Raw genomic sequence first — 26,632 nt, forward strand, 5'->3', positions numbered from 1 at the left:
AGCCACTTAGTTACAAGGCATAGCACAGGATAGACATAGGAAGAAGTAAGCAATGTTCCAGACTGATGATGTAAGAATTAACAAAGTAAAAGAGTTATTACCACCTGTTGCTGTTTTAGAGAAGTTTCCAGCAACTGAAATTGCTTCTTCTACCACTTTTGAAAGCCGTAAAGCTATTCATAACATTCTTGAAGACAAAGACGATCGCCTGCTAGTTATCGTTGGCCCATGTTCAATTCACGATCCTGAAGCTGCAATTGAATATGGTAAGAAGTTGAAAGTACTACGTGACGAGCTAGGTGACCGCCTGGAAATCGTAATGCGTGTTTACTTTGAAAAACCACGTACGACTGTTGGTTGGAAAGGTCTAATCAACGACCCGTACATGGATGACACATTTAAGCTAAATGACGGTTTACGTATCGGCCGTAAGTTATTACTAGACCTAACTGACATGGGAATGCCAACGGCAAGTGAATTCTTAGATATGATCACTCCACAATATGTGGCTGACCTGATCAGCTGGGGTGCAATTGGTGCGCGTACGACTGAGTCTCAAGTTCACCGTGAACTATCTTCTGGTCTATCTTGCCCGGTTGGTTTCAAAAATGGTACGGATGGCAACATCAAGATTGCGACAGACGCGATTCGCTCTGCAAGCGCTTCTCACCACTTCTTATCTGTAACGAAATACGGTCACTCTGCAATTGTAGAAACAGCGGGTAACCCTGATTGCCACATTATTCTACGTGGCGGTAAAGAGCCAAACTACAGCGCAGACCACGTTGGTGAAATTAAGAAGCAACTTGAAGCATCTGGCTTGCCACAAAAAGTGATGATTGACTTCAGCCACGCAAATAGCTCTAAGCAGTTCCAACGTCAGATCAACGTATCTGATGATGTGAGCTCGCAAATCGCTGGCGGTGATAACGCAATCTTCGGCGTTATGATTGAATCTCACCTTGTTGAAGGGCGTCAAGATCTGGTTGATGGTAAAGCCGCTACATACGGCCAGTCAATTACAGACGCATGTATTGGATGGGATGACACTGAGAAGGTGCTACGTCAACTAGCAGATGCTGTTGTTACTCGCCGTTCTAAGTAACTCTATGCATTGAAAAATATTTGTATTGAAAGCCCCGTTTACTTCCGTAAACGGGGCTTTTTTGTTGGCTGAATTTTCGAATGATAAATGTCTTCAATAATCACTAACCTTCTCTAGTAAAACTTGTGCTAGTGGCTTTAGGGCTGCCTGAGTAGTGGCCTATAAACGAAGCGATTCGTTGGGCCAGTTGTCTGCCTCCTAATTTCAATTGGAATGAGGTACTATAAAATGCTTGTTGGTATTCATCAGGTGTGATTTAATAAAACGATGTTCAGTTAAATTGAGTGTCGACCATGCGTTTAAAAACATTTCTCTGCTCTACTTCACTTCTCATTATTGGTGGGTTGGTTTCATTTTCGGCCACCGCATCTTCTTTCACTAATGAACAGTTATGCAAAGCTGGCTTGTCGTTAGCGATAGAAAAACAGCCACGAGCAATTAAAGCTACGGCTGGAAAAACTAATCAAAAAGTGCTGCTCGATGTGAAAGATGGCAGTAAAGATTGGGACTACCGTTGCATGGTAAACCGTGCCAATAAAACGATAAAGTTAGATGCTCGTGAGACCAAAAGGAACGACAAATTTTTGGGGCAGGCGATTCGATATGATGTTGCAGATGCTAAGCGTAGCGTTAAAGTTACTATGAAGAAACGCAAAGGACAGGGCTTAATTAGCGAAAGCTTCACTCAAATCCAGTTAAAGTAATCGATTCTATCGATAGGCCACGCACATTTGCGTGGCCTTTTTCGTTTAATGGTCTGACTTATCCCTCTAAACCATGGTGCTGAGGTTCAATTTTAAGTGTTTGAGTTGGGTAGGCGATATCTGCTTGGTTTGCATGCACGATATCTAGAATTTTCAGTAAAACATCTTGCTTCACTTCGTGGTAGCGAACCCAGTTAACCGTCTTAGTAAAGGTGTAGACGAAAAAGTCTAACGACGATGGTCCAAAAGCGTTGAAGTTGACGATCAAAGTTTGCTTAGCGTCGATATCGGGGTGCGTTTCTAGCATCTGTTTCACTTGAGATACGATGCTATCTAATTTGCTGGAATCGTCGTAGCGTAACCCAATTGTTTCGTAGATACGACGGTTGAGCATACGCGAAGGGTTTTCTACAACGATATTACTGAATACTGAGTTCGGAACATATAGTGGGCGCTTGTCAAAAGTACGAATAATCGTCATTCGCCAGCCAATCCGTTCTACGGTGCCTTCGATATTTCTGTCTGGCGAACGGATCCAATCACCGACTTTGAACGGGCGATCGAAATAGATCATCATTCCACCGAAAAAGTTAGACAGTAAATCTTTTGCCGCCAAACCCACAATTAAGCCACCGACACCACCAAAGGTAAGTAGGCCAGATAAGCTTAATCCAAAAGCTTGCATGATGGTGAGCGCACCAATCACCATGAAGAATAAGCGTGCGACTTTGGCTATTGCTTGAACCGTGGTTTCATCGCGTTTTTTCTGAGCGAGGATATATTCTTCAACGTTACTAATTAAACGCAGAGTTATCCAAACAAATATGCTGATTACTACAATCAGCTTAAGTGTGCTTAACCAGTTGATTTTACTTCCAAGTTGATCTTGGAGAATGAACCCGAGCGATACCGTCGCAGGCCAGCACCAAATTAAGGTACTGATTGGCGTTTTCAGTGCTTGTAGCAGTAAGTCGTCCCAATGAAACGGAGTTTTTTCGGCAAGTACTGCCAAACGGCCATGTACGATTCGCCATACGATCCACGCGATTAAACTGGCAACGGTAATAAATAGCACGCTGTTGCCCCATTCCGCGCCTTGGATTTGACTATAGTTTTGTAATTGGGTGAGAAGTTCATTCATTGGTTTGACTACCGCTAATAATATCTTTTGAAATTAGCAGAAAACATAAGGCTTCTCTACCTTTATGAATCAATGGATTAGCGATATCAAAGTATTGCTCAACGGCAAAATCTCACAAGATATAAGTCATGATGCGGTTAAAAGAATGTTCATTTGTTTGATTTATATAATTTCGAGGAGCACACTGCTTTTTTCTAACACGCTTAGTTTATTCATAATTTGAATAGGTTTTGAGATGAGTGATAAACAATTTGCAGTAATTGGTTTAGGGCGCTTCGGTCTGTCTGTGTGTAAAGAGTTACAAGACTCTGGTGCACAAGTGTTGGCCGTTGATATTCATGAAGAAAGAGTTAAAGAAGCGGCTGGTTTTGTGTCGCAAGCCATTGTGGCGAACTGTACTAGCGAAGAGACGGTAGCAGAGCTCAAGCTCGATGACTACGACATGGTAATGGTGTCAATTGGTGCGGATGTTAACGCGAGCATTTTGACGACCTTAGTGATTAAAGAGACTGGCGCGAAAACCGTTTGGGTGAAAGCCAACGATAAATTTCACGCCAAGATCCTGAACAAAATAGGGGCAGACCACGTTATTTTGCCCGAGCGAGATATGGGGATTCGTGTTGCTCGAAAAATGTTAGATCAACGGGTATTGGAATTTATCGAGCTGGGCAGTGGATTAGCCATGACCGAGATTGTCATTGGGCATAACTACTTAGGAAAACGCCTTTCAGATCTCAACTTGTGTAAAGAGCCTGAAGTTCAAGTCTTGGGATTTAAGCGTGGTCCAACTTTACTTAAAGCGCCGAACCTAGGCAAAAGTTTAGAAATTGGCGATATGATTATTATCGCGGGCCCCAAAGATATTTTGGCTAAGAAACTTCGTCAATTGTAGTTAGGTGAAGGCATGAATCCGTTTCAGCGTCGAGGTGTATTCTACTCCTTAAAGCAAGACAGCACTCAAAAGAAAGGGTCTGAACCAAAGATCATTCTGACTAGCTTTCTGTGTGTACTTATTCCATCCGCCATTTTACTCACACTGCCTGTATTCTCGGTCACAGGCTTGAGTTTTACTGACGCTCTCTTTACTGCTACTTCTGCGATTAGTGTGACAGGTCTAGGTGTAGTTGATACGGGTGAGCACTTTACTCTGGCGGGTAAAATTCTGCTGATGTTTCTGATGCAAGTTGGTGGGTTGGGGCAAATGACTTTGTCCGCGGTTCTGCTGTATATGTTTGGAGTAAGGCTTAGTTTAAAGCAGCAAGCGCTTGCCAAAGAAGCACTAGGGCAAGACAGAAAAGTAAACCTTCGAAACTTAGTCAAAAAAATCATCATATTTGCACTGATTGCGGAAACCATTGGCTTTGTGTTGCTGTGTTTTCGCTGGGTTCCTGACCTTGGGTGGGCAACCGGAAGTTTCTACGCTTTGTTCCATGCGATTTCTGCTTTCAATAACGCGGGGTTTGCTCTGTTCTCAGACAGTATGATGAGCTTTGTTGATGATCCCTTAGTTATCTTTACTTTGGCTGGCTTGTTTATCTTTGGTGGACTGGGATTTACCGTTGTAGGGGATCTTGCGAGTAATTGGCGTAAAGGTTTTAACCATTTGCACTTGCACACTAAGATCATGCTAACCGTTACCCCAATCCTTTTGGCTGTCGGTACCATTCTTTTTTGGCTATTAGAAAGATCTAACTCTGCGACTATGGAAGGGCTTCCGACCCATGCTCAATGGCTAGCAGCATTCTTCCAATCAGCGAGCGCTCGAACTGCTGGCTTTAATAGCGTGGATTTAGCGCAATACACACAACCAGCGTTATTAGTGATGATCGTTTTGATGCTAATTGGGGCGGGTTCGACCTCCACCGGTGGTGGGATTAAAGTGTCCACTTTTGCCGTCGCGATTGTCGCAACATGGACATTCCTACGTCAGAAAAAGCATGTCGTGATGTTTAAGAGAACGGTGACTTGGACCGCCGTAACCAAATCATTAGCAATAATAGTCGTGAGTGGCGCGCTGCTGACAACCGCTATGTTTTTGCTGATGCTTACCGAACAAGCAGCGTTTGACAAAGTCATGTTTGAAGTGATTTCAGCGTTTGCCACGGTAGGTTTGACCGCTGGATTAACGGGGACACTTTCAGAGCCGGGAAAATACATCATGGTGGTAGTGATGATCATCGGTAGGATAGGGCCACTAACGCTGGCTTATATGTTAGCAAGGCCAGAACCTTCGTTACTTAAATACCCAGAAGACAGTGTACTTACCGGATAGCCCGTTTATGCGAGAAAAGAAAAGCCAGTGAATCTTCACTGGCTTTTTTGATAGCAATAGCTTCTGCTATTGAAAGGAGTTTATTAGCCTTCAAATAATGGCAAATATTCTTCATAACCTTCTTCTGCCAATTTTTCTAAAGGTACGAATCGCATCGCTGCGGAGTTCATGCAGTAGCGTAAGCCCGTTGGTGCTGGTCCATCTTTAAAAACATGGCCTAGGTGAGAATCACCGAAGCGGCTACGAACTTCTGTTCTTGGGTAAACAAGTTTGTAATCTGTTTTTGTTACCACATAACCTTCATTAATTGGTTTGGTAAAGCTAGGCCAGCCTGTTCCCGACTTGTATTTGTCTAACGATGAAAACAAGGGTTCACCTGTGACGATATCAACATAGATACCCGCTTGCTTGTTATCCCAGTATTCATTGTTGAAAGAGCGTTCAGTTGCATCTTTTTGTGTTACTTCGTACTGAAGCTTGGTTAGCTTAGCTTTGATTTCCGCTTGAGATGGCTTGGTATACACTTTCAAGTTCTTAGCCATGTTCTTAGAGTCGATGATCTGACGTAGAGTTTTTGGATTATCCTCTCTGTCGTCACCAAAGATCTCATCTAGGTACTGATCTCGACCTGAAGCATAACGATAATAGCTATAACGAACTTTGCTACGTTTGTAATAGTCTTGGTGGTAGTCCTCTGCTGGCCAAAACTTTTTAAACTCGATAAGTTCAGTTTTTAGCGGCTTTTTGAAGATATTGGTTTCTTCGATTTCAGCCATGAACGCTTCTGCGATCATTTTTTGATCTTGGTTATGATAGAAAATAGCAGGTCGGTAATGACGGCCTCTATCAACGAATGAACCTTGATCATCGGTAGGGTCGATATGACGGAAGAATTGGTCTAAAACCTGTTCGTAGTTGACCACACTTGAATCGTAGGTCACCTTAATCACTTCAATATGCCCTGATTTACCTGAAGAGACTTGTTTGTATGTTGGGTTTTCCAAAGTACCGCCTGAATACCCAGAGACAACATCTATTACGCCATCGAGTTTTTCAAGATCAGACTCTGTACACCAAAAACAGCCGCCGGCTAATGTCGCGATTTCCACGTTTCCTTGTGGCGCTTGCTTATCCATAGTATTGGCAGTGCCGGTTTGGCTGAGCAGCAAAGAAAACAGTGGTAAAGTCACCACTAGAGATACCAATATTTTAGATAGTTTTTTCATATATACCTCTTGAGTATTTTCATAGCATTCAATGTGAATGTAGGAATATAGACAGGGTAAGGAACAGAAAAATTTCGACGATAGATAATAAAAATGCTGGGTATTTTCATATCGCATTTTGTTATTGGTCAGTTTGCATATTTATTTTTGCTGATTTATAAAGCGGTTTCTGTGTATTAACAAGACAACCTAATATGAATAATTTCCGCTTAGCGGCATTAGTGACATTAGCTGCTGCTAGCTCGATGTTTTCTTCTTTAGCTTCAGCCGCCCCTGTTGAACTTGATTTACCGGCTTGCGAGCGCGAAGTTGTGGTGACAACGCCTATTCATTTCTTTGTTGAGTTAAAGGTTAGAGAAAATCGAGACATTGTTACGCAAATAAGAAATGACATTGGTATGGCGAATACAGTGCTAGAAAACAGCTGTATACCAATGAGGAGAAAGCTGGGCAGTGTCACTTATGTCGAAATCGACGAACGTTTCATGCTTAATCTAGGTTGGGTGCATTTTGGATTAGAGCAGTTTATCGGTCAGGATAAAATCGCGAGTATCAAGAATGAGCCCAACGTCTATTACGGCGTCGTGTTATCTGACGACAGTGGCTATTTTGCTGGTATCCAAGAAGGGCAAACGGCTCGGTCTGAGTTTGAACAGTTCTTTATTTTGTCTGAAAGCGCAGATGAGTTAACGCTTGAGCACGAGTTGGGGCATCTTGCATGGGCGGAACACGATCCTGCTACTCTCGCCGAGCAGTTAGACAGTGATCTTGAGGACACAACGCCAGCATGGGATCTGGACAAACTTAAAAGCTATGCCCGCGGTGCACTGTGTGGAAATGCAGGGACGGTAATGAGTTACCAAGATAATATTCTTCCAATTTATTCGAGCCCCGACTTCTATTATCAAAAATATAAGTGTGGGGACAGTAATCGGGCAGATAACGCTAGGGTACTAACAGAATACGCCTATGACCTTGCCTCTCAGCTTAAGCAGTAGTACTTTGTCGGCAAAGAAGAGTATCGCTTAGGTGATACCAGATATGTAAAACAGACTACACGCGCTTGAGCGTTAATGAGGCAGTATGCAAGCAGAAGTTAAATGGGTTGAAGGTTTTAAATTCCTTGGTCAATCTCAATCAGGCCACTCAGTTGTCATGGATGGAAATGGTGGTGCGACTGCTCCAAGCCCTATGGAAATGGTTTTGATGGCTGCTGGTGGTTGCAGCTCTGTTGATGTGGTTGACGGGTTAAAAGAAGCGGGCCAAAATGTAACGGCGTGTAATGCAAAACTGAATACCGAGCGTCGTGAAACGGCTCCTCGTATCTTTACTGGCATTAACATTCATTTTGCAGTGTCAGGTGAAAACCTAAATGAAGAGATTGTGGCGAAAGTGTGCGCGGATTCATTAGAAAAATACTGCTCAGTTTGTTTAATGCTGGGAGCAGGCATTGAAATGACACATAGCTGGGAAATTGTCTAGCGGTAAACCGATTTCGTTTTAAGCGGATTAAAAAGGATAAACAACGGCGGTTGTTTATCCTTTTTTATTATCAAAGCGTTCTATTGAGACGCTTCTTCGTACTCAAAGCTTGGAATGGTAGTTTCAACACGGCGGTTCAAGCTACGCCCTTCTGCGGTTGTATTCGAAGCGACTGGGTTCGATTCACCTTCCCCTCGAGAAGTGATTCGATTGGCTTCTACTCCGTTTTCGATGAAGTAGGCAGCGACGGCGTCAGCCCGTTTTTTAGATAACGTCATGTTGTATTTTTCTGAACCAGAAGAATCTGTGTGACCGACGATTTCAATCGTCGCTTGAGGGTGGGCCAGAAGGGTATCAAGTGATGATTGCAGCTCTTGCTCACCTTCACTCGATAGCGCGGTACCGTTCGTTTCAAACAACCCTTTAGTATAGGCTTCTTTCTGAGTTTTGGTTTTCGCCATGACTACTTCAGGCTCTGGTGGCACTTCGGCGACAGGCTCTGTAACTGGCGCTGGTTCAACGGGAGCTTGTGCCGCTACAGGTGCTGCTTGAGCCGCGTTACCAAAGAAGTAACTTAACCCAACAGACAAAAAGTTAGCGTTCAGGTTGTTAATGTACTTGTCATTAAAATCGTTGAAATATTGATATTCCAGGCGAAGAGCGAAGTTGTCTGACAAGAATTTCTCGCCACCAATCCCAGCTGCGATGACTACATCATCTTCTCCAGCGTGCGAAATAAAAGCTGGGCCCGCTTTCACAAACAGCGAAATGTCACTTTGAGTCGGAATAGTGAGTTTTGGGGAAAGCGAAACGGCCATTATCGGGTCACTATATTGTGCATTGAAACCTTGGCTAGAAAAATTGGTGTCGTAATCACCCAAATAATCTGAGCTCAGCTCTAGCCCGAAGAAGTCGGAAAATTGGTAACCAGTATAGATACCTGCGCCAATAGCGTCATCGTCACAATTGCTGCTTATCGCACAAGCGCTGTCTAACCAGCCACTCCCTATTTTCGCACCAACGTATATATTGCTGGCCACTGCTGTTTGCGCGGCAAGGGCTGCCGTGATCGCGTACATGAGTTTTGAGACTTTATTCATAACTCTATCCTTGAAGTTCGTATTAAAGCGTTATTTGCAAGCTGTTCACTCAAACTAGATATGAGTGTCGCGGCCGTGCTTTATAACGGTGATTTGTCTTTGTTATTTTTTATACACTGCAAGAATATTGTTGGACAGGTTGCTTATTGGAGTCAATTAAAAGGTAAGATTATATCTTGTGGGGTGATGTTGCTGGTGTTTTGAGAGATTACTGCTGATAGAACACTCTAATTGCACTTTGTCTTATAGTTGAGAATGGGTGAACCAACCGATACTTCTGCTAGAGCACGATTCAAAAGGTGCGTCGGAAGAACTGGGCTCATGCTTATGAAGAAGTATATTGCGCTAAATAGTGTTGTAGAGATTTTCTTTCTTCGATCTCAAAAGTGCTCTCCAGTATGGTCATTGCCTGGATTCGGTCGAGTCTGAAATGTCGATAGTCGTTACGAAGTTCGCACCACGCCACTAATGTCCAATTTTTTCCCCAGAATACTTGCCCCAGAGGTTGGAGTGTTCGATCCGTGTGAGAGCCATCTTCTGCAACATAATCTAAGATCACTTTACGCTTTAAATCGATAGCGTGTCTTAACTCTTGCCCTCGATTCGCGGTTTCCGATTGAATGTGGAAATCCGGTACGACGATAGGAAACGACTCAATTTGTTTTTTGAGGTGGTCGGGGAGTACAGATAAGATTTTGGTAGACGCAGATCGCGAAGCTTCTGCAAGCTCTTTGTCTGACCATGCTCTTACCATTCTCATTCCGAGTTCGAGTGCCATCATTTCTTTTTCATTGAACATAAGCGGTGGTAAGTGAGAGCCTTCCTTTAGAAGGTAGCCGACTCCCGCTTCTCCTTGAATGGGAACACCTGAGAGTAGCAACGATTGGATGTCTCGATAGATAGTACGTTCACTGACTTCCATCGTTCTTGCTAGTTCTGCTGCGGTCACCGCATAGCGCTTTGAACGTAGCAGTGTCAGTAGCTCAAAAAGGCGTTCAGCTTTACTCATTATGTTCCCTTTTAAAAAGAAGGCTTAACGAAATTTCCGTTAAGCCTAAGTATCGTTACTTTTGACACTCACTGTCCATTTTTATCTTCTGATGCTGCATATCGACAGAATCTGGTGTGATCATAGCCATTAATGGTTGGCAGTCAGCGCAACTCATAAACTGCTCTCCTGCCGATTTTGCATCTTCCATCGAGCGCCAGTAAACCGTATCTGTCCAACTATCTTGCTCCTCGTTGTGGCTGAGTGAGCGGTAAAGAAAGCCCGGCAGTGTACTCACAAACTTCTGACTTTTCTCTGCTGCTTCAAGGAAATCCTTTTGTGTTGTTCCGTGTACTAACTTGAAGCTAACTAATTCGATTACCTGTTCCATGACCTTTCCTTTTGATGTTGATAAGTTTTGAATGTGGCGCGTTTTGCGCTCAGGTAAAGAATAAGTGCAGTGACTGTCAGAACATGTCAGTAGGGAACGTGGGTTAGAAGATCTTTTGACTCTAGAAATGAAAAAGACCGCAATGTGCGGTCTTAACTTAATGATTAGCGGTGCTTTTTGGAGGGCTATGGGCGCTCACCAGCAAGTAGGCGCTTTTCGATATCGGCGACGACTTCAGGGAAGTCTGCGATGGTATCGATTAGGTAGTGCGGTGTGGATTTGCTTAGTTTAACACGTGCCTTCTCTCGAGCAGTTTCAAGAGTCTGTTCGTCGGCATCTAGGTACTCTTGGTATGTAAGGCCCGCTTCGTTACCTGAGAGCAGTAAACCAACAGTCCACATGCCAGCATTATGTCCTTCATCAATACCTGGTGCTGCATCGTCGACTTTGATACAAGCTGACACATTAGTGACAGCTAAATCGATAACGTTTTTCAATGCCATGTATGGCGCTGGTCGGCCACCTTGCGGTAAATCATCGGTAGCCACAACACAGTCAGGTTGGTAGCCATAATCGGCTGCAACAGGAACCAGTACATCCATCACTTGGCGTGGATAGCCAGAACAAGATCCAATCTTGATGCCTTGTGCTTTTAGGTTATCCACTACTTCAATCGCGTTTAGGATTGGCGCTGCATGGTCGGCAACTTTGGCTTTTTGTAATGGCATGAATGCCGCATAGATGGCGTCCACATCTTCACTCGTCATTGAGCGGCCAAATTGTTTGTTCCAGCGTGCGTCAACCGATGGCAATTGGCCTACTGCTTGGATGTGGTCCCATTTACCTAACCCCATTGGCTCACGTGCTTCATTTAAATCAATCTCAAAATCAAAGCCTTGCTTAAATGCTTCCACGAAAATGCTAGTCGGTGCAAATGAGCCGAAATCGACAATAGTTCCAGCCCAATCGAAGATAACGGCTTGAACTGGAGATGGTGTTGAATGTGTCATGATTGTTCCCTAAATTGTTCAGTTCTCTGATGGATAACAGTGTTTTTATTCAGATTCAGTAGTTGAAGTCATGTGAGACTTTGGCAATAGCGCGTTCAAATATAGAAAGCGCAGTTTGTAAGTCTTGGCGTTCAATAATCAGTGGCGGGCTTAGTTGAATCACATTGCCCTGTGAGACCTTAAAGCTCAGGCCGTCGTTCAGACATTGATAAAGCACGGCTTCCGCTTCATCAAAGGCTCGAGTTTTGGTTAGACGATCAGTCACTAACTCGACTCCCCATAACAGGCCAATTCCTCGAACGTCACCAATAATTGGGTATTTGTCCTTCATAGCGGTTAGTTGCTGACGAACAAATTCGCTATCAGATTGGACTTTTGCTAACAGACCTTCTTGTTCGATGACTTCCATGGTCGCTAAAGCCGCAGCGCAACCAATCGGGCTTTTCTCGTGGGTGTAATGACCTAACGAGACTTGTGCGGCAGTGTTGTATTTATCTTTGGTGATCATCGCGGCAATCGGGACTAAGCCGCCGCCAAACCCTTTACCAATGCATAAAATGTCGGGTTCGATGTCAAATGCTTGGTGAGTGAACCATTCACCACTGCGCCCCATGCCGTTAGGAATATCGTCAATAATCAACAATACGTTGTGCTTGTCACAGATCTCTCGAACGCGTTTCCAATAGGCTTTACTTGGCACTTGAACATCGGTGTTGCGCACGGCTTCTGCGATAAACGCACCGATTCCACCTTCTTTCTCAATCACGTATTCCAAATAATCAGCGTAATGCACGTCACATGCGGTTTCAGAATCGTTGGCTTTATGTTCATTGAACGGGAAAGCGCCGCGGTAAGAAACTGCTGGTGGAATGCGCTCAACTCCGGCCATCAATGGCCCCATGCCTTCGCGGAAACACGCTTCGCCTCCTACGGAAATCGCGTCTAACGAAGCGCCGTGAAAGGAATCCCATAACGACACGACTTTAAAATTGTTGGTGACATGGCGTGCTAACTTTAAAGCCATACCAATCACTGACGTGCCTCCGGGGGCAAACAGCACTCGGTTCAATTCACCACCACAAATTGAGGTGAGCTTTTCAGCGCACTGAATGGCTGTTTCATTGGTAAAGCGACGCGGGGAAAAAGGCAGCTCAGCCATTTGCTGTGTGACCTTGTTAATGAGATACGGGTGCCCATAACCAAGCTGATGAACGTTGTTGCCATGAAAGTCCATGTACTTTTTGCCCGATGTATCTTGAATATAGATACCGTGAGCAGCTTCAAGTGTATCTAGACAAGGTGTCGACATCGCTTGGTGAAGGAACACATCAGCATCACGGTTCAATAGCGATTGGGTTGCTTCATCGTTTAAAGAGGCGTTCCACTTTTCACGAGCGGGCGTAGTGTTAACATCGCCTTCACTACGCAGGTGAGTGGCACACGGCGGCGAGCCTGCCTTCTTTTTCTGTTCAGGTGTCACTGGTGAAGTGATGCTCATGATTCAACTTCCCAATACATTGCACTTTTTATCGCGCCGATGAGTCGTTCAATATCGGCTGGGTACACTTCGCCGATATTGCCAATACGGAAACAGTCTGCGTTGGACACTTTGCCTGGATAAATAACAAAACCTTGTTCTTTTAAGCGGTCGTAAAACGCTTTGAATTGATAATCGCTGTGAGTGGGCGAGTAAAAAGAAGTAATGATTGGAGAATGAAGCTCATCGTTTAATAGTGGTTCGAACCCCAGAGAGCGCATTCCAGCCACTAATGTGGTCTGGTTGGTGGTATAGCGTTGATAGCGAGCTTCAATGCCACCTTCTTGCTCCAGTTCGAGCAAGGCTTGATAGAAAGCACGCACAGTATGAGTGGGTGAGGTGAAACGCCATTTACCGTGATTGACTTCCATGCAGTGCCATTGGTCGTACAAATCTAGGCTTAATGAGCGTGCTTGCCCTTGGCATTTTTCTAATTCACTTTGCTTAGCGATGACGAAACCAAATCCCGGCACGCCTTGAATACACTTGTTGGCAGAGCTGATCATAAAGTCGATGCCAAGCTCGGCGATATCCATAGGTATTCCCCCAAAGCTAGACATCGCATCTAAGATCACGGTTTTATCGTGAGCCTTCGCAAGACTCGCAATCTCTTGAATAGGGTTAAGCATGCCGGTTGTCGTTTCGCAGTGAACAATCGCCACATGAGAGATACTTGGATCCATCGCCAATGCCGTTTCCATTTCGTTCAAGTCAGGTTGTGATGTTTCACCTGGGGAAACGACATGGCATGGAATCTTTAAGTATTCAGCAATTTGAGCAATGCGAGCACCGTAAGCGCCGTTATCAACCACCAACAATTTACCGTTAGCACCAATAACGCTGCCGATAGTTGCTTCTACAGATGCGGTGCCGCTGCCTTGCATTAATACGCATGTATAGCCTGAATGAGTGGTTGCGAGTGCAACTAACTTACGGCGAATTACTTCGACAATGTCTTTGTTGTATTCATCATCCCAAGTACACCAGTCTTTAAGCATTGCTTGACGAACGCTTTCAGAAGTAGATAGAGGGCCTGGGGTCAGCAATAAGTATTCATTTCTCATGTTAATTTCCATTTGGACTATACCAATATTTAAGGCTACTTTAGCAACGGAAATGAATGGAGGTAAATAGCCTCAAATGCATCTTCATAAAAGCTTCACATTGATAATTAATGGTCGCCCATTCGTTAAATGAATATCTTTGAATTGCCACTTTTTGTTCATTTAACCGTCATAAACATCACTTAGGTTATTACTCGTCAACTGGTACATACCAATTAAAAGGGTGTATCTGATCACTCAAATGCAAAACCAACAATTTGTAGACGAACTGTCTAATTGGAGAAGATGATGAAAAACCGTTTTATGAAAGGATCACTGGCTGCACTTGTATCACTGTTAGCAAGCAATGCATTTGCTGCACAGGAAGTGACGGTTTACACGGCTTTTGAAACCGACATTCTAGCGAAATATAAGAATGCGTTTGAAAGCGAAAACCCAGATGTGAAAATCAAATGGGTACGTGACTCAACAGGAATCATGACGGCTAAATTATTGGCAGAGAAAAACAATCCTCGTGCCGAAGTGGTATGGGGCTTGGCTGGCTCATCGATGGCGCTCCTTAAAAATGAAGGTATTTTGAAGCCTTACACACCAAAGGGTGTCAATGAGCTGCGTGCTAATCTCAATGATCCACAATCTGGCCAAGCTTGGTACGGAAATGACGCTTTCTTCAATGCAGTTTGTTTTAACGAAGCGGTAGCGAAACAGCTTAACCTACCAGCGCCACAATCTTGGGAAGATTTGACTAAGCCAATCTACAAAGGACACATTGCGATGCCGAACCCAGCCTCATCGGGTACTGGCTACATGCAAGTATCTGCATGGCTGCAAAACATGGGTGAAGACCAAGGTTGGAACTACATGAAGAAGCTAGATAAAAACATCGCACATTACACTCATTCCGGTTCTAAGCCTTGTGTTCAAGCGGGTATGGGCGAAGTCGCGATTGGAATTTCAATGGCGAGCCGAGGAGCAAAGCTGAAAACACAAGGTGCACCGCTATCAGTGATCACGCCTGAAGGAATTGGCTGGGAATCGGAAGCGGTAGGCCTAGTGAAGCCGTCTGAAGCTGCGCAACGTGTTGTTGATTGGTCTATCTCGAAAGCAGCAAATGAGCTGTACATTGAGATGTATCCTGTTGTTGGCCACCAAGACGTTACCGCGACAGTGAAAAACTTCCCGAACGTAGAAAAGAACATGGCGAAAATGGACTTTGCGCGTATGGGTAACGAGCGTGCGCAAGTATTAAAAACGTGGTCTGAAAAGTTTGATGCTAAGTCAGAGCCAAAATCGTAATTGATTTGTAATTCAGTAATAAGGAAGGCTTAGGCCTTCCTTTCTATGTTTTTATCGCAGCGTGATGGTAAACCAAAGGGTTACATCGAGCTGTTACATGGTTAGCCAATATTGGTTTAGCCACGCTGAGCATGACAGGTGCAGTAATATGTCAAAACACTATTCTTATTGGTTCAAGCAAGCTCTTGAATTAGAACAACCAACCCCAGCAACGCCACTCGAAAATGATATCCAGTGTGATATCGCGATTGTGGGTGGAGGTTATACTGGCCTTTGGACTGCGATCTTAATCAAGCAGCAACAGCCTAACAAACATGTTGTAGTGATTGAGAAAGGGCTGTGTGGCAGCGGGGCGTCTGGCGCGAATGGTGGCTGTATGCTGACGTGGTCAACTAAATATCCAACGCTCAAAAAATTGTACGGCCAAGAACAAGCGAAGTGGTTGGTTAAAGAGTCTGAGAAAGTCGTGTTCGAAATCGAAGCTTTCTGCGAGCAACACAATATTGATGCCCACCTATACCGCAGCGGTACTTATTACACGGCAACGAATGAAGCACAGAAAGGGGGCATGCAGCCTGTCGTCAATGAGCTCATTAAACAAGGTATTAACAGCTGGAAAAAATGCGATTCATCCATTGCCGACAAAGCAGGCTCACATCGACATATTGAAGGTTTTTACTCAGAAGCCGCCGGAAGTGTTCAACCAGCGCTACTAGCGAGAGGTTTACGCAAAGTTGCCATCGAGCTTGGTGTCGAAATCTTTGAGAACACTGCAATGGAGTCGATTGATTACGGTGAACCTGCACGAATCAAGACTAAGAATGCTTCCGTTCATGCGGATCAAGTGGTGCTCGCGCTCAATGCGTGGATGCTCGATCACTTTAAAGAGTTCAAACGCAGCATTGTGGTCGTGTCGTCGGACATGGTGATGACCAAGCCCATCCCTGAAAAATTGAAACAGTTTGGCCCTGAAAAAGGCGCGGCTGTCGTTGATTCACGGATCTTTGTTCACTATTACCGAGATACGCAAGATGGACGCTTAATGTTAGGTAAAGGAGGCAATAAATTCTCCTTCGCCAATCAAGTTGAGAGCATGTTCAATCAACCTACGTCGTATTTACCGTTGCTTAATCAGTCTTTCCAAACACTCTTTCCTAAATTGGAACAAACCGATTTTGACTATAATTGGTCGGGTGGTTCTGACCGCTCTGTCACGGGGTTACCATTTTTCGGCAACCTAAAAGGGCAGCCTAATATTTACTACGGTTTGGGGTATTCAGGTAACGGCGTTGCGCAAACGCGAATGGGCGGTAAAGTATTATCTTCGATGGTACTTGGGCTCGACAATGAATGGACGCGAAGCGGGTTGACCAAAGGACCACTTGGTCAATTTCCGCCAGAGCCAATTCGCTGGCTAGGAGCGATGATGGTGCGAGATGCCGTACGCAGAAAAGAGAATGCTGAAGATGCTGGCCTGCAGCCTTTGTGGTTAGATAAACAGTTAGCCAAATTAGCTGGTGCAGCAGGCAAAGCGGATAAAGTGAAATAATAGCATCGCCTGATCGACTTAATGCTTATGACAAAACTAAATGGAAGTGAACAGATGACAACACCTCTCTATGTATTTGATTTAGATGAAACCTTATTGGATGGCGATAGCGCCATGATTTGGAATGAATTCTTGGTCGAAAAGGGTTTGGTGAGCGATCCTAATTTTTTGGAGGAAGACAAAAGGTTAATGGAGCTCTACGCTCAAGGTTCGCTTGAAATGGAGGAGTACCTTCACTTTGCAATGGCACCACTTGAAGGTTTAAGCACGAAGCAGGTGGCAGAGCTGGTGGAAGAGTGCGTACAAAATAAAGTGATGGGGCGCATTTTTCCTCAGGCTCGACAGCTCATTAATCAGCTTCAAGAGAAGAATCAGACCATGATTATTGTCTCGGCCACGGTTTCTTTTATTGTTGAGGTGGTGGCAAAACAGTTAGGAATTCCTAATTCAATCGGCATAGATTTAGTGGCAGAAGCAGAGCAGTACACAGCGAAAATATTAGGTACGCCAAGCTATCAACAAGGCAAAGTCGTTCGCTTAGAAGAATGGATGGAAGAACAAGAGGCGCGATTTAATCTAGTTCATTTCTACACAGACTCGATCAACGATATGCCAATGTGTGAATATGCGGATTACGCTTACTTGGTGAACCCTTGCCAGCAGCTACAAAAGCATGCTGAACCTAATCAATGGGTGGTATTGAACTGGGTTAGGTAATGAAGCCGATGACTGAATTGAAAGGGCTTTACGAGGGGAATGACTCCGGTGTAATGGCAACGAGCTAGAAGTTGCTATTACACCGGAATGAAATATTAGGATTACAGAGTTTTGCGTTACTTCAGTGGATCATTATCCGGCAGCGCTTGATGCATCCATAACGCTAGGCGCTTTTTAATGTTTGGACCATCCATTTTATCTTCAGGAAGAGGGGTAATCTGATTCACTTCGGCAAGAAACAAATAAGCCGCTTTGGTTTTGATTGGTGCAGATGTTGCGGGTAAATCCATTCCTTGCATCTTGGCTAGTTTAAATGCTACCTCTACCGCTTTCTTCACTAGCTTGTCTTCATTAAGGATCTTCGTGGTTTTCGACATATCATCACCATCTTTAGTATCGATTGAATAATCACTGTATCACTTTGAAAGTTCTACAGAAATACTTTAGTTTCACATTGAAGCGAGCTTCTCAAGCTATGGACTACTTTCTTTACACATTCAGTGGCCGACATCATTGTTATACTCATTGATAGAAATGTAGCTTCCTTCAACGGGTTAGCGAACGGTGGAAACAAGAATGATTAACCTGATTATAGTTCCCACTAGTAGAGCCTTAGCATCACAAATGAGAAAATGCGGGTTCAAACAGTAGTTCAGACTCATGGCTTGTTTCGGTTGAACGTCTATAAGCCTACTTAAACGCGTCCAAATACGTTAACATAGCGCGCTCTTATTTTTGCTTTGAGTCCTTTCTATAATGACGACAGTCACAACGCCTGCCAACTTTTCACAGCTTGGCCTAATTTCACCTCTTTTAGCTCGTTTAACAGAGCTTGAATATCAGCAACCTACGCCAATTCAAGCGGAAGTCATTCCAAGTGTATTAGCAGGGCGTGATCTCATTGCTGGAGCCAATACTGGTTCAGGTAAAACGGCTGCGTTTGCGCTTCCATTGCTTCAACAGCTTCATGAAGAAAAGTCTCGAGGCCAAAGTAACGCAAGAGGCAACTATGTTGGCGGTCTGATTTTGGTACCGACCCGTGAGTTAGCAAAACAAGTCGCGGATAGCGTTAAGTCGTATGCGACTCATTTTAATGGTGCGTTGAAAACCGTAGCGGTATTTGGTGGCGTGTCGGTGAATACTCAAATGTTGGCGTTACGTGGTGGCGCGGATATTTTGGTCGCGACGCCAGGGCGTTTACTTGATTTGATTTCAAGCAATGCCGTGAAGCTGGATAAAGTGAAAACTTTAGTTCTTGATGAAGCCGACCGTATGTTGAGCCTAGGCTTTACCGATGAGTTAGCGGCATTATTGAAGCTAACACCAAAACAAAAACAGACACTTTTGTTCTCTGCAACCTTCCCTGAGCAAGTTCAAGCACTGACTCGTGAACTATTGAACGATCCAATTGAAGTTCAATTACAAAGTAGTGATGCAAGCACGGTTGTTCAGCGCGTATTTACCGTAAATAAAGGTGAAAAAACGGCTGTTCTTGCTCATTTGGTCAAGAAACACGAATGGCGCCAAGCTTTGATTTTCGTTAACGCGAAGAACAGCTGTGAGCACTTAGCTGACAAGCTATACAGGCGCGGTGTATACGCTGACGTTTTTCATGGCGATAAAGGTCAGGGTTCTCGTACTCGTATTCTTGAAGATTTTAAAGCCGGCGAGATCGATGTTTTGATCGCAACAGACATTGCAGCGCGCGGGTTAGATATTGAAAAACTGCCAGTGGTGATTAACTTTGATTTACCACGCAGCCCCTCAGATTACATGCACCGTATTGGCCGAAGCGGCCGTGCGGGTGAAGTCGGTTTGGCACTTTCGCTGATTGATCATGAGGATTACCACCACTTCAAAGTGATTGAGAAGAAAAACAAAATCAGGCTTGAACGTGAACAAGTTGAAGGCTTTGAAGTTGATGAAGAAGCGACTAAGGCACTTGTTGAAGCATTAAAACCTGTCGCTAAACCTGCCGGAACAGGTGGTAAGAAAAAGCGTAAAAAGAAGATGGCAGCAGAAAAAGACATCTGGCTGAAAAACTCATAATCTTTGATTGAGTGAAACTTAAAAAAAGAGCTGACAATATGTCAGCTCTTTTTCGTTTGTTTTATAAATCACAGATACCTTGTTAATGTCTGTCATACCAAGATTTACCCATTCTTTAGTTATGAGCCTACGCGCGAGCTTTGTCGGTGTTCTATACAGAATAATTCTATATTTTAGAGGCCAACAGCTTGTGTATCTTGGTAACCTTATGTTTCTTAGTGAAAATTTCCAGTAAAATAGTGCTAACAAAAAACTAGATAGAGAAATTCTGCATTTAGGTATAGAAACTTTCTGTCTAATAGCTGTTATGCCTCAGAGTGATCCCCGAAATTACGCAAACGGATCAAATAAAACAAAAGTACCATCGCCACGTTTCATTAAATTCTTTGGTTGAACGAAATCAGCTACTAGTTTTACTTTGTGGACTTTGTTGTAGTTAACATAAAATGTGTCGAGATTTAAAACAGTTTGTTTTAATCCGTTGAAGTCTGGCAATGCAGCAAGTTGATTGCGATTTTTATGGGCGTAGAAATCAGCAAGCCACTGTGAGTAGTTGCTCTCTTCGGATTCGGTTAAAGTAGTCAATAGCTCCATTTTCGTAACCCAAATATTTTCATTTGGTACTTTATGGTGGCTATGGATTTGGGGTAAGTGAATATCAGCTTTATATAAGGGCATAAACTGTGAGACAAATACGTCATAATGCTCGTCAGAAGCAAACTTAATAGCTTCAGATTGATTAGTTAAAACGATGGTTTTTCCATCATTGAAGCTGGTCTGAAGTGTAGGGTCTGTTTTCTGTTGAGCTTGGGAAAGTGTATCAATATTTGCCATGACTACGTTTAAGCTGGTTGATGAGACTTGATTCTATATGAAACGCTGACCGAAAGTATAGGCATAACAAGAGACTATGGCGTCAATAGTTAATTTTTGGCGCTATCCTTATCCCACATAACATCATCCCTTAGCATCGAATTTAAGATCACAACCATCTTTCTCATGCAGGCAACGATTGCTACTTTTTTGGGTTTACCAGCCGCAAGTAATCGTTCATAAGTCGCCTTAAAAACAGGGTTGCATTGGATGGCAGACATCATCGCCATGTATAAAACTGTGCGAACTTGAGCACGACCACCTTGGATCATCCGCTTGCCTTTGAGACGTCCACTTTCTCTGGTTATTGGGGCAACACCGATAAGAGAAGAGGCTTGTTTATTGGTGATAAAACCGAGTTCAGGAACATTACTGATGATTGATGCTGACGCTATTTTTCCTATTCCAGGCATACTTTGTAGTATCTCATTTTTAGCTTGGTATTCAGGGCTGGTATCGATGAGTTTTGATATCTTTTCTTCTACTTTAACGATTTGATTTTTAAGGGCGGTTAAAATTGGCTTGATTGAAGAAGCGAGGCTCTGAGGCAAAATCTGTAGTCGATTTTTCTCCATCGTCTGCATAGAAAGTAGTTGGTTACGCCTTGTAACTAAGTCACTCATTAATCTTATGTTTTCGCTCTTCAATTGTGTCAGTGTAGGTTGGATAGCTTCACCAAAGTGGGCAATAAGGGCGGCATCTAGACGATCATTCTTAGCTCTTCGTCCAATGGCTCCTGCGAACCTTTTAACGTGTAATGGGTTGGCAATAACATAGGGTAACTTTGCTTTATCGCAGGCAAATATGAAGGGCATTTCGAGTCGACCTGTTGCTTCGATAACAACGCGATTAGGTTTGTGTTTGGCGATAGTTTTTACCGCTTCCTCGATACCTTTTTCGTTGTTAGGAACAGTGAAATAAATATCGAGAGGGCGGATGTAAATGTCTAATTGTGACTTGCCCGTATCAACGCCAACATTAATGTTTTGAAGTGTGTTTGTATTCATAATAAGCTAACTCTTGCTTGCAAATGCGGGCTCGAGACCCAGAAGACTATTCGAGTGTGGTGCTTGGAGTTCTATCTGGCGTTCGTACTTGTTATCGGTCTCTCGATAGAGGAACCAGCGTTTAATCGAACTACCAGATAGAAGAACTTTAGTTGCAGCTAAAGTCTGGGTCTCACCTTACCCGATTGGAGTGCTTATTATCCATACAAAGCATTTAAGAGTGATTCGCAACGCTTGGCAGTTTCGCTTCGCTCAAGTATAGCCAAGCGCCGCTCACACCTTAATGCGGCGTTATGCAACAGAGAGTGTTTTATGTGCTCGGTAAGGAATAAATAAGAAATGAATAGAGATGACTTTTCGGCTTCTACAAAGCGAACTTTGGCTGAACGCGTAGGTTATAGATGCTCTAATCCAGGTTGTGGTGTTGAAACTGCGGGCGCAAGTATCGGAAACAACTTAAAGGTTACGAGGATAGGGGTTGCTGCGCATATAACAGCTGCTGCTAGAGGAGGGCCTCGATACGATGAGTCATTAAGCCAAGACGCAAGAAAATCAATAACTAATGGTATTTGGTTATGTCAAAGTTGCTCTGTCTTAATTGACAGGGATGAACATAATTATTCTGTGTCTTTGCTGCAATCATGGAAGCAAGAAGCAGAGTTGAGAGCCAACTCTCGAATCGGAAAGCAAGATGTAAATGCTGCAAATGTTATTCTTGTTCAACAAACAGAAGCCTTAAGAGTACAGAAGTTTATTCAATTTATATATGACTTTTTTAAAGAGCCTGAGTACCGACTGGGTGAGCTTTCAACGGATATGTATTATGTAAACCCTCGAGTATATACAAACATCAATTCAATCAACGATTACCAACAAGAATACTCTCAAAACTTAAGATCTTATGATGTTGGTGCTCAAATTAAACAAGACGAAATTGTACAGTTAATTTATGGTTTAAAGGACTTCTTGAATAAATACCTGTACCAGCCACTAGCTCATGATTATAAACTATGTGGAAATGAACAGTATGGGCACTATAGCCAAGAGCAAGTGACAGATGTAGAAAATCAGAGAGATTCTTTATATCGTATTGCTAATTTAGTTCAGGAACTTAACCAATTTTGTGAGCGTCGATAGTTGTTGCATAACAAACAATTTCAGAGTGATTCAGCACGCTTGGCATTTTTGTTTTGAGTCGAGTTCAGTGATTACGGTGGTCAAATTAAGTGTCGTGATTGCGTGCTTCACACCTTAATTGGGCGTAAGGTACTAGGAGTAAAGCGACAATATGTTGGAATACGTATTAATCTATTTTGTACCATTTTTGGTGTTCATTGTAGTAGTTGTAATGCATAGGCTTGTTGAAATTCCTAAATTTAAAAAATTTTGTGACTTATTGGTATCACGCGGTCTTAATTCCAAGGTTTTAAGTAGAATCGTGACCTTATCAGCAATTCTATCTGTTTGGTTGGCGCTATCTCAGCACTTAGTGACCTCATTAAAAGAGGCAGAAAAAAAGGAGCAAGAGTTGTCGTCACTCGTTAGGGTATTTGACGAATCTTCGGAGCGTCAGCGAGACACTTTAAATTTGATTGTTAATGGAAAAAGTAGACATTATATGGGAATTAAGCCTATTGAATTTCGTGACTTTTCTGTGACTCATATTGACTTATTGATCAATAATAGCCTTGCTAACGCCTGCTTTGACTTACCAACTTTGTTTTCTCTAAAAGATGAACTACAGAAGCTAAATATCGCTATGCCGTCAATTCGAGAAATGACAGGTATGTCAGTTGAAAACTCAATAAAAAATACTTGGGTGACGTTGGACATAGATTTGGTGGCGCGGTCAGCATTGTCGCTGTATTCAACAGCAAAAAATATGGACAGTAACTGCCCTGTCGAGGGTAATTAGGTTGTGGGAGAAAGTGCCTAACAAACGCTTCAAGTGGGATTCGTAAACGCGTGCCGAACTCGCTTCGCTCAAACATGGCACACGTTCACTCACCCTTTAAGCGGGCGTTAGTTGTTGCTGGAAATCTTGAACTCATGTACAAAGCAATTCTAATTACACTAGGAGTTAAGTTGCATGAGTTTAGTTGTACGTCAGGTGACTCTCGATGATGCCCAAGGCATTACTAATGTCCTCAATCCCATCGTTATTGAAGGCTTATACACGGTATTGGACACAACCTTTACCCCTGAAGAAGAAAAAGAGTTTATTGCTCAATTTCCTGAGCGCGGTGTGTTTACAGTTGCGTTGTCCGGAAGTGACTCAACGGTTATTGGTTTCCAAAATATTGAGCCGTTCGCACAATACACAAAAGCTTTTGACCACGTAGGCATAATTGGTTCGTTTGTCAGTGAAAATGCTCGTGGTCAAGGTGTTTCGAGAGAGCTTTTCAATTCGACATTCGAAGTTGCAAAGCAAAAGGGCTATGAGAAGCTATTTGCTTACGTCCGCAGTGATAATGAGCGAGCTTTGGCAGTTTATCTTAAACAAGGCTTTGAAATTGTAGGTACAGCGAAGAAGCATGCAAAAGTTCGCGGGGAATACGTAGACGAAGTCCTCATAGAGAAGTTTTTGTAGGTGTTGAATAGCAAAAACTAACAAGAGACGATGACACAATGCTTTAGGTCAGGTGTCTGTATTGTTGATACCTTAATTGGGCGTTTTAGTGATTCGGAGTGTACCTTGAAATCTGTATTAAATTTAGTTCAAGCCCATTGGTTGTTATTTACTATTGTAATAGCCCTGATAATCACGGGTTTGTCCCTATACCCAGTGGAAAATCTTCCTGCTGTTCCTGGTACAGATAAGACTCACCATTTTATTGCTTATGGGGCTTTGGCATTTCCAATAGCGTTAGCGAGACCCAAAAAGTGGTTATTCGTGATAGTAGGATTATTAGTGTGTAGTGGAGTTATTGAGTTAGTTCAACCATATGTAAATCGCTATGGTGAATGGCTCGATTTAGGTGCAAATGCCTTAGGGCTAGTGGTAGGAACCTTAATTGCGATTGTTGCACGGTCGATGATTCTGAAGGAAAAGTCGCAATAACAAATGACCATGGCGTCAATAGTTAATATTTGGCGCTATTGTTAGCCCATAAACATCGCCCCTCAGCATTGCATTTTATACCATCACCATCTCACACAGTTCCTACTTAGCCCTATTAACTGGGTTACATTGGGTGGCAGACGCCGATGCTATTTCCCCTATCCTTAGTATGCTTTGTGGTATTTCATTTTTAGCTTTCAATAAACTCGAACTTCTCTGAAAATCGTAGTTGCTTAACATAAATCCCCTTCTTTTTTATAGAAACCATCAGTGGTTTGATAAAGTGATGATTCAATATGCAGGAGGGTTTTGAGATGGGAACGATAATAGGCTTAGTCATATTAGCTGCGATAGATTGGTATCTTGCCCGTAAAACTGGGCTTCATATACATCAACTAATTTCTAAAAAGTATGCCGAGCATTTAGATAGTAAAGAAAATCATAAATAAGGCTTAGTTGGGAAATGGTTTAAGTTTAATCGATGTGTGAATTTTACTATGCCTATTGATATTATATGCATAACAAGGAATTACGGCGCCAATAGGTAATTTTTGGCGCTATCTTTATCCCACAACACACTGGCTTTGAGCATCGAATTTAAGAGCTATGCTATTTCTCATATGTAAATTGGAACGGATTAGTTTGGTTGTGTAGAAGGTGCTGGATAGTCATCACCAATCATACATACAAGCGCACCACCAAAAGCGTTGTCGTAGCGTATTCTTCCTACTGCGTTAGAGCTTTCTACACTCGTATCACCATCCACAATATAATTGATTTCTTGTGCGACTTTTATCGGTACCAACCAGATACAAGCAGCTAGGGAGCAGGTTGATGACGATGGTGCGCAACCTGTTTCGGAGCTTCCTCGTACCCATTTACTATTTTTTTCCTTAAGTAGCAGTTGCGTGGCAATGTAATCTGGGTGATCAATGTATTGATCGCCACCGATCCATGTATCGCTATAAGGTAGATACGGCCCGTGCCAAGTCGGCAAGTCTGGATTTTCAATTAAGCTATTGATATTCAAGTAGCCGAATTTTGTGTCGGTATCGGAAGTGATTGGCGGTAATGAACCATTGTCTTGATAGTATTGCTCAGCTGAATCTAGGACAGTGTTAAGTTGCCCAATCACAAGCTTTGCTTCTTGCTCTGGGGAAAGATTCTCACTCAGTTGTTTATACATAAAAACAGCTGCAATGAGTATCAATACGCTAAACGATGCAAGTTTCCATTTCTTTAGCTGCCGCAGACGTTTCAACATGTAATATTTTTCTCTCATCAAAGGGTTCTGATAACGCTAAGGTCGCGCTTATGGGAAAGATTATACCAGAGTGGAATTAGACGTTTCGAACTCAAAATCCCCTCAAACCATCTAGAGACACTGCGTGAAAATAGACGTTATCTTAATGAAAGGTAGCGCACTCAATCAGTTAGCCACTTATTGTGTGCGTATTGGAGAAAGAGGATCAAAAATGCCCACTAGTTCAAACAACTAATGGGCATAAAAAGTGACAATTTGGATCGAGAATTACTCGTAGTCAGAAGCGTATGTATCTTCGTATGAGTGTGAGTAGAACTCGAACAAGTTACCAAATGGGTCTTCAAGGTAAACCATTTGCGCTTGCTTAGAGTCATCTTCTGGGTGGTAACGCATTATGTCCATACGAACCTTACCGCCAAACTCTTCAACACGTTTGATTGCTGAAGCAAACTGTTCTTTTGGCAGTTGTAGACAGAAGTGGAAGATACCTAGGCGAGAGAAGTCAACCTCGTGGCGCTCTTGGCGTTCTTTCATTTCAAACAGCTCAACACCGATACCGTCAGTCGTTACTAGGTGAGCAATGTTGAAGCCTTTAAAACCTTCACCAAATACGGCAATACACATACGGCCAATCGCAGATTCACGTTCTTCGATTACCTTGGTGTTGTTCATAACAATACGTAAACCTAGCGCTTTAGTGTAGAACTCTACCGCTTTGTCCATATCGCCAACCATGATGCCTACGTGGTTCATTTTCATAACTTGCTCCAAATTCTTTTGATTGATTCGTCGAACT

Annotated in this window: 27 protein-coding genes; 14 read left to right on the forward strand and 13 right to left on the reverse strand. The window is 43.1% G+C overall.

The genetic code is table 11. The annotated features are described in order from the left end of the window. Positions 1–52 precede the first annotated feature (52 nt). Complete coding sequence (gene aroG / locus ELZ11_RS07755) at positions 53–1,105, forward strand: 3-deoxy-7-phosphoheptulonate synthase AroG (protein ID WP_137356806.1); 1,053 nt, start codon at positions 53–55, stop codon at positions 1,103–1,105. 293 nt (positions 1,106–1,398) lie between these two features. After that, a complete protein-coding gene (locus ELZ11_RS07760; protein WP_137356807.1) occupies positions 1,399–1,809 on the forward strand; it encodes a hypothetical protein in 411 nt (136 codons plus the stop codon). Positions 1,810–1,867: 58 nt separating this feature from the next. Here the strand turns inward: ELZ11_RS07760 and ELZ11_RS07765 are convergent, their stop codons facing one another. Further along, positions 1,868–2,950 carry a mechanosensitive ion channel family protein gene (locus tag ELZ11_RS07765; protein WP_137356808.1) on the reverse strand — a complete coding sequence of 361 codons (1,083 nt, stop codon included), beginning with the start codon at positions 2,948–2,950 and terminating at the stop codon, positions 1,868–1,870. Between the two features lie 235 nt (positions 2,951–3,185). On the opposite strand from ELZ11_RS07765, the gene ELZ11_RS07770 reads away from it, so the two are divergent. Together ELZ11_RS07770 and ELZ11_RS07775 are read left to right on the forward strand one after the other, a co-directional pair. Beyond that, positions 3,186–3,842 carry a potassium channel family protein gene (locus ELZ11_RS07770; RefSeq protein ID WP_137356809.1) on the forward strand — a complete coding sequence of 219 codons (657 nt, stop codon included), beginning with the start codon at positions 3,186–3,188 and terminating at the stop codon, positions 3,840–3,842. A gap of 12 nt (positions 3,843–3,854) precedes the next feature. Next, a complete protein-coding gene (locus ELZ11_RS07775) occupies positions 3,855–5,222 on the forward strand; it encodes a TrkH family potassium uptake protein (RefSeq protein WP_137356810.1) in 1,368 nt (455 codons plus the stop codon). Positions 5,223–5,305: 83 nt separating this feature from the next. On the opposite strand, the gene msrB is transcribed toward ELZ11_RS07775, so the two are convergent. Then, positions 5,306–6,448 (reverse strand): peptide-methionine (R)-S-oxide reductase MsrB, encoded by a 1,143-nt coding sequence (msrB, locus tag ELZ11_RS07780; RefSeq protein WP_137356811.1) that lies wholly within the window; start codon positions 6,446–6,448, stop codon positions 5,306–5,308. Positions 6,449–6,642: 194 nt separating this feature from the next. On the opposite strand from msrB, the gene ELZ11_RS07785 reads away from it, so the two are divergent. Both ELZ11_RS07785 and ELZ11_RS07790 read left to right on the forward strand, forming a co-directional pair. Continuing rightward, complete coding sequence (locus tag ELZ11_RS07785) at positions 6,643–7,446, forward strand: hypothetical protein (protein WP_137356812.1); 804 nt, start codon at positions 6,643–6,645, stop codon at positions 7,444–7,446. A gap of 85 nt (positions 7,447–7,531) precedes the next feature. Further along, a complete protein-coding gene (locus ELZ11_RS07790; RefSeq protein ID WP_137356813.1) occupies positions 7,532–7,930 on the forward strand; it encodes an OsmC family protein in 399 nt (132 codons plus the stop codon). Positions 7,931–8,010: 80 nt separating this feature from the next. On the opposite strand, the gene ELZ11_RS07795 is transcribed toward ELZ11_RS07790, so the two are convergent. The 6 genes from ELZ11_RS07795 to phnW form a co-directional block, all read right to left on the reverse strand. Further along, positions 8,011–9,030, reverse strand: coding sequence for an OmpA family protein (locus ELZ11_RS07795; RefSeq protein ID WP_137356814.1), 1,020 nt, complete (start codon positions 9,028–9,030; stop codon positions 8,011–8,013). Between the two features lie 325 nt (positions 9,031–9,355). Continuing rightward, complete coding sequence (locus ELZ11_RS07800) at positions 9,356–10,039, reverse strand: helix-turn-helix transcriptional regulator (RefSeq protein ID WP_137356815.1); 684 nt, start codon at positions 10,037–10,039, stop codon at positions 9,356–9,358. Positions 10,040–10,094: 55 nt separating this feature from the next. After that, complete coding sequence (locus ELZ11_RS07805; RefSeq protein ID WP_137356816.1) at positions 10,095–10,409, reverse strand: hypothetical protein; 315 nt, start codon at positions 10,407–10,409, stop codon at positions 10,095–10,097. Between the two features lie 185 nt (positions 10,410–10,594). Then, positions 10,595–11,419 (reverse strand): phosphonoacetaldehyde hydrolase, encoded by an 825-nt coding sequence (phnX, locus tag ELZ11_RS07810; RefSeq protein ID WP_137356817.1) that lies wholly within the window; start codon positions 11,417–11,419, stop codon positions 10,595–10,597. Positions 11,420–11,474: 55 nt separating this feature from the next. Then, positions 11,475–12,917 (reverse strand): aspartate aminotransferase family protein, encoded by a 1,443-nt coding sequence (locus ELZ11_RS07815; RefSeq protein WP_137356818.1) that lies wholly within the window; start codon positions 12,915–12,917, stop codon positions 11,475–11,477. Next, positions 12,914–14,020, reverse strand: a complete 1,107-nt coding sequence (gene phnW / locus ELZ11_RS07820) for a 2-aminoethylphosphonate--pyruvate transaminase (RefSeq protein ID WP_137356819.1) — start codon at positions 14,018–14,020, stop codon at positions 12,914–12,916. The genes ELZ11_RS07815 and phnW overlap by 4 nt, the downstream gene beginning before the upstream one ends. Before the next feature lie 285 nt (positions 14,021–14,305). Here phnW and ELZ11_RS07825 point away from each other — a divergent pair, with 285 nt between their 5' ends. From ELZ11_RS07825 to ELZ11_RS07835, 3 genes are all read left to right on the forward strand, one after another. Then, positions 14,306–15,316 (forward strand): putative 2-aminoethylphosphonate ABC transporter substrate-binding protein, encoded by a 1,011-nt coding sequence (locus ELZ11_RS07825; RefSeq protein ID WP_137356820.1) that lies wholly within the window; start codon positions 14,306–14,308, stop codon positions 15,314–15,316. A 148-nt stretch (positions 15,317–15,464) separates the two neighbouring features. Further along, positions 15,465–16,865, forward strand: coding sequence for an FAD-dependent oxidoreductase (locus ELZ11_RS07830; protein WP_137356821.1), 1,401 nt, complete (start codon positions 15,465–15,467; stop codon positions 16,863–16,865). A gap of 54 nt (positions 16,866–16,919) precedes the next feature. Beyond that, positions 16,920–17,582, forward strand: a complete 663-nt coding sequence (locus ELZ11_RS07835; protein ID WP_137356822.1) for an HAD family hydrolase — start codon at positions 16,920–16,922, stop codon at positions 17,580–17,582. Between the two features lie 116 nt (positions 17,583–17,698). Here the strand turns inward: ELZ11_RS07835 and ELZ11_RS07840 are convergent, their stop codons facing one another. Further along, positions 17,699–17,959 (reverse strand): DUF5062 family protein, encoded by a 261-nt coding sequence (locus ELZ11_RS07840; protein ID WP_137356823.1) that lies wholly within the window; start codon positions 17,957–17,959, stop codon positions 17,699–17,701. Positions 17,960–18,338: 379 nt separating this feature from the next. On the opposite strand from ELZ11_RS07840, the gene ELZ11_RS07845 reads away from it, so the two are divergent. Then, a complete protein-coding gene (locus tag ELZ11_RS07845) occupies positions 18,339–19,631 on the forward strand; it encodes a DEAD/DEAH box helicase (protein ID WP_137356824.1) in 1,293 nt (430 codons plus the stop codon). Between the two features lie 330 nt (positions 19,632–19,961). On the opposite strand, the gene ELZ11_RS07850 is transcribed toward ELZ11_RS07845, so the two are convergent. After that, the gene (locus ELZ11_RS07850; RefSeq protein WP_137356825.1) at positions 19,962–20,465 is read right to left on the reverse strand and encodes a hypothetical protein; all 504 of its coding nucleotides are present in this window, start codon (positions 20,463–20,465) and stop codon (positions 19,962–19,964) included. Positions 20,466–20,554: 89 nt separating this feature from the next. Further along, positions 20,555–21,511: an IS110 family RNA-guided transposase gene (locus ELZ11_RS07855; RefSeq protein WP_137356826.1), complete on the reverse strand. Its 957-nt coding sequence runs from the start codon at positions 21,509–21,511 to the stop codon at positions 20,555–20,557. A 339-nt stretch (positions 21,512–21,850) separates the two neighbouring features. On the opposite strand from ELZ11_RS07855, the gene ELZ11_RS07860 reads away from it, so the two are divergent. The 4 genes from ELZ11_RS07860 to ELZ11_RS07880 all read left to right on the forward strand — a co-directional run bounded on the left by ELZ11_RS07860 (position 21,851) and on the right by ELZ11_RS07880 (position 24,572). Continuing rightward, positions 21,851–22,648: a hypothetical protein gene (locus tag ELZ11_RS07860; RefSeq protein WP_137356827.1), complete on the forward strand. Its 798-nt coding sequence runs from the start codon at positions 21,851–21,853 to the stop codon at positions 22,646–22,648. Between the two features lie 151 nt (positions 22,649–22,799). After that, on the forward strand, positions 22,800–23,426 hold the full coding sequence (locus ELZ11_RS07870; protein WP_137356829.1) for a hypothetical protein: 627 nt from the start codon (positions 22,800–22,802) through the stop codon (positions 23,424–23,426). A 174-nt stretch (positions 23,427–23,600) separates the two neighbouring features. Continuing rightward, positions 23,601–24,101 carry a GNAT family N-acetyltransferase gene (locus tag ELZ11_RS07875; protein ID WP_137356830.1) on the forward strand — a complete coding sequence of 167 codons (501 nt, stop codon included), beginning with the start codon at positions 23,601–23,603 and terminating at the stop codon, positions 24,099–24,101. A gap of 105 nt (positions 24,102–24,206) precedes the next feature. After that, positions 24,207–24,572, forward strand: a complete 366-nt coding sequence (locus ELZ11_RS07880) for a VanZ family protein (RefSeq protein ID WP_137356831.1) — start codon at positions 24,207–24,209, stop codon at positions 24,570–24,572. Positions 24,573–25,209: 637 nt separating this feature from the next. On the opposite strand, the gene ELZ11_RS07890 is transcribed toward ELZ11_RS07880, so the two are convergent. Continuing rightward, positions 25,210–25,836 (reverse strand): type II secretion system protein, encoded by a 627-nt coding sequence (locus tag ELZ11_RS07890; protein WP_137356833.1) that lies wholly within the window; start codon positions 25,834–25,836, stop codon positions 25,210–25,212. A gap of 267 nt (positions 25,837–26,103) precedes the next feature. Beyond that, entirely contained in the window at positions 26,104–26,595 is a 492-nt protein-coding gene (locus tag ELZ11_RS07895; protein ID WP_137356834.1) for a VOC family protein, read from the reverse strand. Positions 26,596–26,632: the final 37 nt, after the last annotated feature.

Source organism: Vibrio profundi, assembly GCF_005281835.1.
Lineage (GTDB): Bacteria > Pseudomonadota > Gammaproteobacteria > Enterobacterales > Vibrionaceae > Vibrio > Vibrio profundi.